Origin of the sequence: Paenibacillus sp. FSL H7-0942 (genome assembly GCF_045040715.1) — a bacterium.
GTDB classification, from domain to species: Bacteria; Bacillota; Bacilli; order Paenibacillales; family Paenibacillaceae; genus Paenibacillus; species Paenibacillus amylolyticus.
Genome location: NZ_CP150279.1, coordinates 1,955,289 through 1,967,987 on the forward strand (window position 1 = coordinate 1,955,289; position 12,699 = coordinate 1,967,987).

At 46.0% G+C, this 12,699-nt stretch carries 11 protein-coding genes; 9 read left to right on the forward strand and 2 right to left on the reverse strand.

Features of this window, described 5'->3' with window-relative positions; translation table 11 throughout:
- Positions 1-203 precede the first annotated feature (203 nt).
- Positions 204-593, forward strand: a complete 390-nt coding sequence (locus tag MHI48_RS08925) for a hypothetical protein (protein ID WP_405143732.1) — start codon at positions 204-206, stop codon at positions 591-593.
- A 6-nt stretch (positions 594-599) separates the two neighbouring features.
- Here MHI48_RS08925 and MHI48_RS08930 read toward each other — a convergent pair whose 3' ends face one another.
- On the reverse strand, positions 600-1,043 hold the full coding sequence (locus MHI48_RS08930; RefSeq protein ID WP_036611020.1) for a GNAT family N-acetyltransferase: 444 nt from the start codon (positions 1,041-1,043) through the stop codon (positions 600-602).
- Positions 1,044-1,646: 603 nt separating this feature from the next.
- On the opposite strand from MHI48_RS08930, the gene ilvB reads away from it, so the two are divergent.
- From ilvB to MHI48_RS08950, 4 genes are all read left to right on the forward strand, one after another.
- Complete coding sequence (gene ilvB / locus MHI48_RS08935) at positions 1,647-3,398, forward strand: biosynthetic-type acetolactate synthase large subunit (protein ID WP_127544452.1); 1,752 nt, start codon at positions 1,647-1,649, stop codon at positions 3,396-3,398.
- Positions 3,395-3,877 carry an acetolactate synthase small subunit gene (ilvN, locus tag MHI48_RS08940; RefSeq protein ID WP_127544450.1) on the forward strand — a complete coding sequence of 161 codons (483 nt, stop codon included), beginning with the start codon at positions 3,395-3,397 and terminating at the stop codon, positions 3,875-3,877. The genes ilvB and ilvN overlap by 4 nt, the downstream gene beginning before the upstream one ends.
- Positions 3,878-4,138: 261 nt before the next feature.
- Positions 4,139-5,131, forward strand: a complete 993-nt coding sequence (ilvC, locus tag MHI48_RS08945) for a ketol-acid reductoisomerase (RefSeq protein WP_036669754.1) — start codon at positions 4,139-4,141, stop codon at positions 5,129-5,131.
- Between the two features lie 139 nt (positions 5,132-5,270).
- Positions 5,271-6,812 (forward strand): 2-isopropylmalate synthase, encoded by a 1,542-nt coding sequence (locus tag MHI48_RS08950; protein WP_036610154.1) that lies wholly within the window; start codon positions 5,271-5,273, stop codon positions 6,810-6,812.
- Between the two features lie 381 nt (positions 6,813-7,193).
- Here the strand turns inward: MHI48_RS08950 and MHI48_RS08955 are convergent, their stop codons facing one another.
- The gene (locus tag MHI48_RS08955) at positions 7,194-8,174 is read right to left on the reverse strand and encodes an aldo/keto reductase (RefSeq protein WP_340032311.1); all 981 of its coding nucleotides are present in this window, start codon (positions 8,172-8,174) and stop codon (positions 7,194-7,196) included.
- A 237-nt stretch (positions 8,175-8,411) separates the two neighbouring features.
- Between MHI48_RS08955 and leuB the strand changes: the two genes are divergently transcribed.
- From leuB to MHI48_RS08975, 4 genes are all read left to right on the forward strand, one after another.
- A complete protein-coding gene (gene leuB / locus MHI48_RS08960; protein WP_036669759.1) occupies positions 8,412-9,497 on the forward strand; it encodes a 3-isopropylmalate dehydrogenase in 1,086 nt (361 codons plus the stop codon).
- A gap of 277 nt (positions 9,498-9,774) precedes the next feature.
- Entirely contained in the window at positions 9,775-10,314 is a 540-nt protein-coding gene (locus MHI48_RS08965) for a peroxiredoxin (RefSeq protein ID WP_036610146.1), read from the forward strand.
- Positions 10,315-10,670: 356 nt separating this feature from the next.
- On the forward strand, positions 10,671-11,087 hold the full coding sequence (locus MHI48_RS08970; RefSeq protein ID WP_017689649.1) for a hypothetical protein: 417 nt from the start codon (positions 10,671-10,673) through the stop codon (positions 11,085-11,087).
- A 446-nt stretch (positions 11,088-11,533) separates the two neighbouring features.
- Positions 11,534-12,640 carry a PAS domain-containing sensor histidine kinase gene (locus MHI48_RS08975; protein ID WP_036610143.1) on the forward strand — a complete coding sequence of 369 codons (1,107 nt, stop codon included), beginning with the start codon at positions 11,534-11,536 and terminating at the stop codon, positions 12,638-12,640.
- Positions 12,641-12,699: the final 59 nt, after the last annotated feature.

Below are 12,699 nucleotides of genomic sequence, written 5' to 3' on the forward strand. Positions count from 1 at the left end.
ATATCAGCTTAGCTATTCAGAGTTCTGATAAAGGGTCCGCCTTGTGCGGGCCTTTTTTTGTTTTCTTGAACGCCCATCGACTTTTACATGCTTAACTTGGTTCTCGTGCAGATACCCATATTTTCAGGTAGGGACAAAGAAACAGGCGAATTCAGTGATGGACGAATACACTGTTTTGAACGATCCGAGGAGGAGGGGAAAGTATGAAACAACAAGTTACGCGTGATGAAGCGATGAAATTAATAGGCAAAAATATTGTTGCAATAAAAAAAGACGGCACTCGGGTTACGGGAAAGCTGTTGAAAGTATCGGGCAACAAACTGGTACTCAAGCGTTTGAATGGCAAAAAAGTACGTACAAAAGCGATTCTGCCACTGGTATTGTTTGATCTGCTTGCTATTGCTACACTGCCTTATGCTTATGGAGGTGGTCCCGGCTTTGGTTCCGGATATGGACCTGGACCAAAACCAGGCCCTGGATATGGTCCAGGCTACGGACCGGGGTATGGACCTGGAGGACCTGGTGGCGGATATGGACCTGGTCCTGGATTCGGCCCTTATGGTCCAGGTCCACGCCCACCAGGATTTTTCTAGGACATTCTATAATGTTTTTTCCAATTCGTAGCAGCGGCTTATCATGATGTATCGAATCGCACTGTATCCATTTTTTTGATAAAACTGAAGTCCTTTGGTATTGCCCTCATCCACCATCACTTTAGATCTTCGACAACCCCGAGATACCGCAAAGCTCTCTGCTTTGAGCAACAAAGTTTGCCCGTAACGTTTGCGTTGTTCTTTCGGACTAACGGCCATCATATCGACATAGAGCAATTCCCCATGCATGAGAAAATGGATGAATGCCACAGCAGCTTTGTCTGGCTCCGGCGAGACAACAAAGGTCATGCCCCTGTTCATTCGCAGGGGTATTTCTTTGCGGATTTTATTAATTTCCTTTTCGCTCATATGGGATAAAGGAACAAGTTGAGTGTCAATCAGCTTCATGATGGCGCCATCATCCAGCTTGGATGTGCGTTGCCGAATCACCATGCGGAGCCTCCTTTCAGGACCAGTCGTGCTGCTCGTATATCCTATGCCCGAAGCAAGATAAAAGGTGACTGAATGAAGCGCTGGGATTAGGGCAACCTTATAGGCTGAAGAGGGAGGAAGGAAGGTTCTCTGAATTTTTATGCAAAACAGGTATTGACTTATCGGTTGGAGGAATCATATAATGTTCCTAACATTTAACGAGAATATTTCATCGGCTATGAAGAGGACGAAGTTTTAAGGGCTCTTTTGCTCAGAGAGTGGCTGGAATTGCTGAAACCACCACCATTATCCCTTATATACGAGCTCACCTCGGAGCTGTTTTCCTGAAAAGCACTGGATGTCACTCCTTTCGCGTATTAGGGAAAATCGTATGTCTGCGTTACAGACAACAGGTATGGGAAACGACTATGTTCGTTTGAGCTATTCGTTTTGTTGTACCTGGTAAGGTCCGTTATTGCGAAATTTCGGGCAAAGTTGGGTGGTACCACGGAAGCGATAACCTTTCGTCCCTCGCAAGCATGAACTGTTTGCAGGGGATGGAAGGTTTTTTTTGTAACTTTAAATGTCAGAATGGTGTAAATTCCGAGAGGAGGATGACTAATGGGAGCTCAAATTCCAGAAGTACGATCGACAGATGAATTACGTGAAAAATGGATGAAGCCGGAGGTCATTAGCGGTTCCGAGATTCTGCTGAGAAGCTTGTTGCTTGAAGGTGTGGATTGCGTATTTGGTTACCCGGGTGGCGCAGTGTTGTACATTTACGATGCAATGTATGGTTTCGAGGATTTCAAACACGTCTTAACCCGTCACGAACAAGGTGCAATTCATGCAGCTGACGGATATGCACGTGCAAGCGGCAAAGTTGGTGTTTGTATCGCTACCTCCGGGCCGGGAGCAACCAATCTGGTTACTGGAATAGCCACGGCATATATGGATTCAGTGCCGCTGGTTGTCATTACGGGAAATGTTAATTCCAGCCTGATCGGCTCGGATGCTTTCCAGGAAGCGGATATTACCGGGATTACAATGCCGATCACCAAACACAGCTATCTGGTAAAAGATGTTAAGGATTTGTCGAGTATCATTCATGAGGCGTTCCATATTGCCAACACCGGCCGTAAAGGTCCTGTACTGATCGACATTCCGAAAGATGTCTCAGCCAACAAAACCTTGTTTGAACCGAGTACTGAACCTGTTACATTAAGAGGGTACAATCCACGGACAGTACCAAACAAACTACAGGTTGACCGTTTGGCTCAGGCCATTCAGGAAGCAGAACGTCCAATGATTCTGGCCGGTGGCGGTGTGGTATACTCGGGAGGACATGAAGAACTGTTCGAGTTTGTTGAGAAGACAGGCATTCCGATTACGACAACCCTTCTGGGGCTTGGTGCATTCCCAAGTGGGCATGAACTATGGACAGGGATGCCAGGAATGCACGGAACATACACATCCAACCTGGCCATCCAACAGTCGGATCTGCTGATTAATATCGGCGCACGATTCGATGATCGGGTAACAGGTAAGCTGGACGGATTCGCTCCACATGCCAAAATCGTTCATATCGATATTGATCCGGCTGAGATTGGTAAAAACATTGCAACCGATATTCCAATCGTTGGTGATGTGAAGACCGTACTTGAAATAGCGAACAAAGAAGTTGGACGTGCAGAGCGTGCAGATGCATGGAGAGACCAGATCAAACAGTGGAAACAAGAGAAGCCATACAGCTATACGGATTCAGACGAAGTGCTGAAACCGCAGTGGGTTGTTGAAATGTTGAATGATACAACCAAAGGTGAAGCGATTGTGACTACGGATGTGGGACAACATCAGATGTGGGCGGCACAATATTACAAGTTTAATCAACCACGTTCATGGGTAACTTCGGGTGGTCTCGGAACGATGGGCTTCGGATTCCCTTCTGCAATTGGTGCTCAGATGGCCAATCCGGACAGACTCGTTATCTCCATTAACGGTGACGGCGGAATGCAGATGTGTTCCCAAGAACTCGCAATCTGTGCTATTAACAATATACCGGTAAAAATTGTGATCATTAACAATCAGGTACTTGGAATGGTTCGCCAATGGCAGGAACTCATCTATGAGAACCGTTACAGCCACATTGATCTGGCAGGAAGCCCGGATTTTGTAAAACTGGCTGAAGCATATGGCGTGAAAGGATTGCGTGCAACGAATAAAGAAGAAGCAGAGCGTGCTTGGCAGGAAGCTTTGGATACACCAGGACCAGTCGTTGTAGAATTCGTAGTACGCAAGGATGAAAATGTGTATCCAATGGTTCCGCAGGGAGCAACAATTGATCAAATGCTGATGGGGGATGCTGACGAATGATTAGACATACGATTTCAATATTGGTAAACGATCAGCCAGGCGTCCTTCAGCGTGTATCAGGGTTGTTCGGTCGACGCGGATTTAACATTGAGAGTATTACCGTAGGTCAATCGGAAGAACCTGGACTCTCCCGGATGGTTATTGTCACCATTGGTGACGATAAAACGCTGGAGCAGATTGAGAAACAATTGTACAAAATCATCGATGTTATTAAAGTGGTTGATTTCAGCCTGAAACCGATGGTAGCCCGTGAACTCGCTTTGATTAAAGTGAAAGCAGAGCCTTCCGAGCGTCCTGAAATTCTGGGTGTGGTAGAAACATTCCGCGCATCCGTTGTAGATGTTGGTCCGAGCAGCCTGATTGTGCAGGTAGTTGGAGATACGGACAAAATTGATGCTATGATTGAATTGCTCAAGCCATATGGCATTCGCGAATTGTCCCGTACAGGCATAACTGCATTGGTACGCGGCAACGTATAAAGTTATAATGAATGAAGAGGGACGACGGTTAGCTAACATATACAGTTGATCTTATGTGAGTGTCAGTCCCTTAACAGTTGTAATTTAACATTTTAGTGATGTAACGCTTGAAAATATAGCTACATTCCCGCATTAATGGGCGGGTGTCTGAACGGATCGGATCAGACCAGAGATGCTTTTGACACTCCAAGCGAGGCGGTCCCTTGAGACACCCGCTCATTAATGAAGGGTTCTTTACAATACAAAGGAGGACTTATAAACATGCCAGTAACTACTTATTATGAACAGGATGCAGAGCTTAACGTATTGAAAGGAAAAACGATCGCGGTAATCGGTTATGGTAGCCAGGGCCACGCCCAAGCTCAAAACCTTCGTGATAGTGGATTGAACGTAGTCATCGGACTTCGTGAAGGTAAATCCTTCGACACTGCAAAAAATGACGGATTTGAAGTTCTGTCCCCGGCTGAAGCAACAAGCCGCGCAGATGTAGTTCAAATCTTGCTGCCAGACGAAACTCAAGCTTCTGTATACAAAAACGAAATCGAACCAAACCTGAAAGAAGGCGCTGCATTGCTCTTCTCACACGGTTTCAACGTTCATTTCGGTCAAATCGTTGCTCCAAAAAACAGCGATGTATTGCTGGTAGCTCCTAAGTCCCCTGGTCACATGGTACGTCGTACTTATGTGGAAGGTTTTGGTGTACCAGGCCTGATCGCGATTGAGCAAGATGCAACGGGTAAAGCTAAAGAAATCGGTTTGGCTTATGCTAAAGGTATCGGTTGTACACGCGCAGGGGTTATCGAAACTTCCTTCCGTGAAGAAACAGAAACAGATCTGTTCGGTGAGCAAGCTGTTCTGTGTGGTGGCGTGAGTGCATTGGTAAAAGCTGGATTCGAAACATTGACAGAAGCGGGTTACGCTCCTGAAATGGCATACTTCGAATGTCTGCACGAACTGAAGCTGATCGTTGACATGATGTATGAAGGCGGACTTTCAAGCATGCGTGATTCCATCAGTAACACAGCTGAGTACGGTGACTATGTAACTGGACCTCGCGTTGTAACTGAAGATACGAAGAAAGCAATGAAAGAAGTGCTGACGGATATCCAACAAGGTAAATTCGCACGTGACTTCATTCTGGAAAACCAATCCGGACGTGCATTCTTGACAGCAACTCGTCGCAACGAAGCTGAACACCCAATCGAAGTGGTTGGCGGACAATTGCGTGAGATGATGCACTGGATCAAGAAATAAGAATTAACTTCTAGAACATGCACTTAAAGGTATTCAAGTAAACTTAGAGCTTTAACTGGGAATAGCGGCCGTGCTTATGCGTGAGCCGCTATTGCTGGTTCAGAGAAACATATAACAACAAGTACAGGAGGTGCGAAGCGTGCGTAAAATCTATGTATTTGACACAACGCTGCGTGATGGAGAGCAATCCCCGGGAGTCAATCTGAACACTCGTGAAAAGGTGGAAATTGCCCATCAGCTCGAGCGGCTTGGCATTGACCGGATGGAAGCGGGTTTCCCGGCGGCATCTCCAGGTGATCTGGCAGCTGTCAATGCAGTAGCAAATGCGGTCAAAAATGTGACTGTAATTGGCTTGTCCCGTTCCAGAGAGCAAGACATTGATGCGGTTAAGGAAGCACTTAAAGGTGCACAGGACCCGTGCATTCACGTTTTCCTGGCAACTTCACCTATTCACCGCCAACATAAATTGCGCATGGACAAAGCGCAGGTACTGGATACAGCTCGTTCCGCGATTCGTTATGCAAAGAAAACATTCTCGAAGATTGAATTCTCCCTTGAGGATGCAGGTCGTACCGAGTATGATTTCCTCGTGGAAATGGTGAATATGGCTGTTGAAGAAGGTGCAGCCGTCGTGAATATTCCGGATACGGTTGGTTACCTGAGCCCATATGAATACGGAAACATTTTCAAACATCTCAAGGAGAATGTACACGGTATTGAAAAGGTACAGCTGAGCGCCCACTGTCATAATGACTTGGGTATGGCGACGGCCAATACACTTGCAGCCATTCTCAACGGAGCCGATCAGATCGAAGGTACGATCAATGGCATTGGTGAACGTGCCGGAAACACGGCGATCGAGGAAATTGCTATGGCACTGGAGACACGTCAGGAATTTTTCCAGGCGAAAACATCGCTGCAGTTGTCTGAGATTGCACGGACCAGTCGTTTGGTTAGCCGTTTGACAGGTATGGTTGTGCCTGGAAACAAAGCCATTGTTGGGGCAAATGCCTTCGCACATGAATCTGGCATTCACCAGGATGGTATGCTGAAGGAAAAAACCACGTACGAGATCATGACCCCAGAGTCCATCGGTCTGAAGGAAAGTAAACTTGTACTGGGTAAACATTCTGGTCGTCATGCCTTCCGTGAACGGTTGATTGATCTGGGATATGAGCTGGAAGAAGAAGCATTGAATCGGGCTTTCGCCCAGTTCAAAGATCTGGCTGATAAGAAAAAAGAAGTTACTGACGAAGATCTGCTTGCCGTAATTGAAGAGAAATTGCAGGATGCACCTGAGGTGTATAAACTGGAATCCATCTTCGTAACTTACGGAGATGAATCGGTACCAACGGCCAAAGTCCGCATTGCAACGCTTGATGGGGATACGATTGAGAAGCAAGCAGAGGGTAACGGATCGGTAGATGCGATCTACAATGCGATTGACCAAGTGAGTGGGGAAGACGTAACGTTGTCTGACTACTCTATCAAATCGGTAACGCATGGTAAGGATGCATTGGGTGAAGTACATGTTGTGCTGACTCAGAATCAGGTTTCGGTACAAGGACGTGGCGTAAGCACAGATATATTGGGTGCAAGTGCACGTGCCTATGTAGACGGCCTGAATCAATTGATTGAGAAGCGCAAGACATATACGAACCGTGTAAACGTTAATCTGTAGGCTCCAATGCAAGAAGCACGCACCTTTCATTGAACTGAACTTTAAGCTGAGACACATGTATGCTGCTAGAATGATCTATCTTTAATTTAATGGATATAGAAGATCGTTCGGCTTGCTTTGTTACGTTTAGTGAGGTACGTAAAGAGTCTGACTCTCCTGTGGAGGGCCAGACTCTTTTGCTTGTATTTGAGCATTTTGCATAAATTCTCTAAGCGTCTTCCAATCAGCAAGATATAGATCGGAATGATTCTGTTCGTCTATATCTTGTACCCGTGAGCGGTATAATTCGAATTATGCAAAATGCTGATTTATATAATTATGGCAGTAAAACACAGAACCTTTTCTACGCTTCCTATTGTATTGGCTTACGCTATCAAGCTATTACCACGCGTATGCATTAGGTGCATATCCACCTGGGCCCGGAAAAATCTCATCCAGACGTTTGAGCACAGCTTCATCCAAAGTCACGTCCAGACATTTGAGTGCGGTCTCAAACTGCTCCAGCGTACGCGGTCCGATAATCGGGGCGGTCACCGCCGTATTGGCTGCAACCCATGCCAAAGCCACCGTATCCTGTGGTTCACCGAGATCACGACACAGTGCGGCAAAGTCTTCAAGCTGAGTTTGCTGCTGCTCGATCCGTCCAGCGATGCCCCCGCTGCGTGTTCCTTCCAGTTTCTGCAGAGCGTTACGTCCCAGTAATCCACCATCCAGTGGACTCCATGGAATGACGCCGAGGCCCAGCTCTTTGGCTGCGGGCAGTACTTCTAACTCAGGCAAACGACAGTTGAGACTATATTTATGTTGTTCGGAAACCAGGCCGAGGAAATGACGATTCTTGGCTTCACTTTGAGCGATTGCAATCTGCCATGCAGCAAAGTTACTCGATCCTACATAACCGATTTTACCCTGATGAACGGCATTCTCGAACGAACCCCACAGCTCGTCCCACGATATGGCAGGGTCTACATGATGCATCTGGTATAGCTCGATATGATCGGTCTGTAAGCGGCGGAGGGAGCCCTCCAGATGCCGTCTGATTTTGTAGGCGGAGAGGCCAGCTTCGTTGTTGGGGCCATCTGTATCATCATGCATGGAGCCATATACTTTGGTGGCCAGAACTACTTTTTCACGTCTGCCCCCACCCTGGTTGAACCAGCGTCCGATAATTTCTTCGGTAAGGCCGGAATTTTCACCCCAACCGTAGATGTTAGCGGTATCAAAAAAGTTCACGCCTGCATCGAGTGCTGCGTCCATAATGCGGAAAGCTTCTTTTTCATCTGTAGCAGGCCCGAAATTCATGGTGCCGAGACAGATTCGGCTGACCTTGAGGCCTGATTTACCCAAATACGAATATTGCATGTTGCTTATCCCTCCTGCGTACCTGATTTGAATTCAGCTATATTTTAACCCAGCCGGGAGGTCAGAACAACTTGGAAAGGCCAATCTCTATTGGCTTATAGGTAAAATCTATTAAAGTCATAGATTGTATATCTTGGTCAAATGACCTTCCTTGGAATATGATACAAAAGAGAGAGTTAATATGAGACGTTACGTTATGAATAATTAATGAATGAAATATAAGGAGTGGACAACCCAATGGCAGACGTGAAAAAAATTGCAGTTATTGCAGGTGACGGAATCGGCCCTGAAGTCGTAGCTGAGGCTGAGAAAGTTCTTAAACGTACGGAGGAAGTATTCGGTTATCGTTTTGAGACAGAGCATGCGTTGTTTGGCGGAATCGCGATTGATGAGAAGGGTACACCTCTTCCTGAAGAAACACTGACTGTATGTAAAAGTGCAGATGCAGTCCTGCTTGGAGCGGTTGGTGGTCCAAAATGGGATAACAACAGCAAGGAGCTTCGCCCGGAAACAGGCCTGCTGGGTATTCGCAAAGCACTTGGATTGTTCTCCAACCTGCGTCCGGCTGTTGTATTTGATTGCTTGAAGGATGCTTCAACTCTGAAGCCTGAAGTACTGGAAGGTACAGATCTGATGGTGGTACGTGAGTTGACAGGTGGGATCTACTTCGGAGAGAAGTTCAGACGTGAAAGTGCACAGGGCGAAGAGGCAGTAGATACATGTGCATATAATGTAACAGAAGTGGAGCGGATCGTTCGTCAGGCATTCGAAATTGCGCAAGGACGTCGCAAAAAGCTGGCTTCTGTAGACAAAGCCAACGTATTGGAAACTTCCCGTCTCTGGCGTGAAGTCGTGAACCGGGTAGCACCGGATTATCCGGATGTTGAACTGGAGCATGTACTGGTAGACAACTGCGCGATGCAATTGCTGCGTCGTCCGTCCAGCTTCGATGTCATCGTAACGGAAAACATGTTCGGAGATATCTTGAGTGATGAAGCAGCGATGTTGACAGGTTCCATCGGTATGCTCGCATCTGCATCACTGGGAGAGGGCAGCTTCGGACTCTATGAACCGGTACACGGTTCCGCACCGGATATCGCAGGTCAAGGCCTCGCTAATCCGATTGCAACCATTCTCTCTTTGGCGTTGATGTTCCGTACAACCTTTGGTTATACAGAAGGTGCGGATGCCATTGAAGCAGCTGTGTCGGATGTATTGAATGCAGGACACCGCACGAGTGATATTGCTGTAGACAAGAGCACAGCGATCAGCACGACCGAAATGGGCGATTTGATCGTGGCGGCTATTCAGAAACAGGCGTAATTATATTACCAACTACAGGCAGCCCTTTGTTTCCAGTTATGGAATGTACAGAGGGCTGTTCCTTTATCATTTTTGCCACGAAAAATCCTTATTTATAATGATTATAAAAAAATAATGTTTATAATCTTGACTTTGGGAAGTCCGGATGATAACATTTTACTTGTACTTGTTATCAAGTATCAAATCATTTTAATTACAGGAAAAGCGTACGCGTTTTTCTTGATGATGAGCAATCCGCAAGGATGCTTACATAATCCCAAAGGAGGAATTTTTAGTTATGGCAGAACGTTTGGTAGGTAGACCAGCACCGGATTTCGCAATGGAAACAGTATCGGGAGACGGACAAGACTTCGGTTCCGTTAAACTGTCCGATTATCGTGGCAAATGGCTTGTATTCTTCTTTTATCCTTTGGACTTCACATTTGTGTGCCCAACTGAAATTACAGCTTTGAGCGTTGCTTCCGAGCAATTCAAAGCTTTGGATACAGAAATCCTTGGCGTGAGCGTAGACTCCGTACACAGCCACAAAGCATGGATCAATACACCTGTAGACAGCAATGGTCTGGGTCAATTGAACTTCCCACTGGCTTCCGATATCACGAAGCAAGTGGCTAAAGATTACGGCGTTCTGATCGAAGAAGAAGGCGTAGCATTGCGCGGTCTGTTCATCATCGATCCAGAAGGCGAATTGAAATATCAAGTGGTTAACCACAACGATGTAGGCCGTAGTGTTGAAGAAACACTTCGCGTACTGCAAGCACTGCAATCCGGCGGATTGTGTGCAATGAACTGGAAACCAGGCGACACTAACCTGTAAGCCAGATTAACTTGAACGGTTTTTGTTCAAGCCCTCATCCCGTTAGGGATTGAGGGCTTTTTGCACCCTTTTGCCGGAAGTTATCACGAAGTTAATCAAAAGTGTTTGAACAAGCAGCTAAGCGTGTTAATAATATATTAGAAGAAAGTCTTCTTTTTATTTGTTGAAAGAGGAATTGATGGCCTTTAAGGCGAATAGGGTATGGAAACCCGGTAAATATTCCGGTGCTCTGCATTTATAATCTGTACATGAATGTGAAACACTGATGGAACTATTCCTTTTCGGAAGTGCTGTAAGTGTACGGGATTGCATTTTAACAAAAAAGTCCCGGCACGTAATAAGGAGGGTGAACAAAAATGAGTTACTGTTGTGGGGCAAGTATGGTTGGAACGAAGGGCACGCTGAAGCATTACCGCACCCAGGTTCATAATGTTCCCCTGCTGTTTTGCCCGGTGTGTCACCGGGTTGAGGTGCATTATAAAGTGGAAAACGAATACGAAATCCTGGCTGAATATGCGCATGGAGACGGTGCATCCGAGATCGACTTTCAAGATTATGTTACAGAAGATGAGGATGCGATTTTCGAAAACTGTGTAAACCGTGAGAGCGAGGATGCGATGGTCATTGTGCAGCGCCAGATTGATATGGCTCTGGATTTGCTCAGGCTCGCGAAGGAAACCAAAGACGAGAAGTGGGAAAGCGAACTTAAACGTCGATTAGCTGTGATGAGTCAGCGCAGACTGAAAATTCAGCATAATAAGACCGGACTATAGATGAACTCGGATATATCACAAATTAAAGATATTAAAAACGAAGCTGATTTACCTATGGGGTGAAACGGCTTCGTTTTTGTGCGTTGTTCTGGAACTAATTCGAGGTTTTTTTTAAAATAATTTCCATTCGACACTTTCTCCGATTGACTCTCTTCTATAAACTTGTCTATGATAAAAACAGACTTGCAAAGAGGCGGAGCAAAAAATGTTCGTGTTTGGGAATAGGAGAAGGTCAGAATGGAACAAACGTATATGATTTTCCGGATCGAATGTTGGTTACCGGGAATAGACCAGCTTGAGTTCCGGACATGCCATCCATATTTTCGGCTCAGCCCCCCAACGAAAGGGCACCGGTAATGAACAATAAAATCGGCCCTTCCTGTTTCTGTGATGATATGATGTCCGAATGGCAAGTTTATCATTTACGTGAAAAGGAGGAACCTGACATGATTAGTGAATTTCAGGATACAGTGCCTCAACCAACGGATGGATTCCCGCCTGTGCATCTGGATAACAACAAGTACGAGAATGTACTGGAACATCTGGATAGCGGTATTATGTTGTTTGACAGTCACGGTGTATTGACGTTTATTAACGTTCAGATGGCAAAGTTGTTGGAGCTTCCACGAAGTCTGTTGAGCGGCTGCACCCTGATGCAAATGCTGCATCATCCGCAGATGAGCCGATTCAAGAAAAAGAAAATTTTACGTATCTATCGGGAAACTATTTTTCATCGTAAGCGCTATCATGAGTTGATTGATGAATACGGAAGGCATTGGCTGGTTACTGTGACGTACGGTGATCAGATGGATGGCGACTTCTTATTCAGCGTCAAAGATGTATCTGATTATAAACAAATTGAACAGACCGCTTATCAAAATGACAAACTTGCGATGCTGGGGCGAATATCAGCATCTATTGCTCATGAAATTCGTAATCCGTTGACTGCAATCCGTGGGTTCATTCAACTGCTCAGGCCCCATTTGCTGCAGCTCGGCAAAGACGAGTACGCTCGAATCATACTGACGGAGATTGATCGGGCGAATGACATCATCTACGAATTTTTGAATTCTTCCAAACCGTCAGCTCCACAGAAGACCGTGATATCCGTCGACTCTTTGCTCAAAGAGGTGGTCTTGCTGACCGAAAGCGAAGGGTTGATGAAGGGATGCGAGATCGTACTGGATGAAGGGGATGCCCCGCTGAATGTGTCCATTGATGTCAAACAGATTAAGCAGGTTATTTTGAATATGGTGAAAAACGCAATGGATGCCATTGAGGAAGTTGGCGAAGAACATACGGGTCTAATTCGAATATCTACCGCCACGGAAAACAAGTTCGTGCAGATCTCCATCGCGGATAACGGTCATGGGATGGACCATAACACGCTTGTACGTCTGTTTGATCCATTCTTCACGACCAAGGAGAGCGGAACGGGGCTTGGACTTTCGGTGAGTTACCGAATCATCAAGAACCATGGAGGCACCATCTCTGTGGATAGCAAAAAGGGTGAAGGCACGCGGTTTATAATTATGTTACCCTTGGTATATTGAGAAAAGCGGGGAGTCGAGGAGTTGGCCATTTGCCAACTCCTTTGTTTTATGTTGCCAAT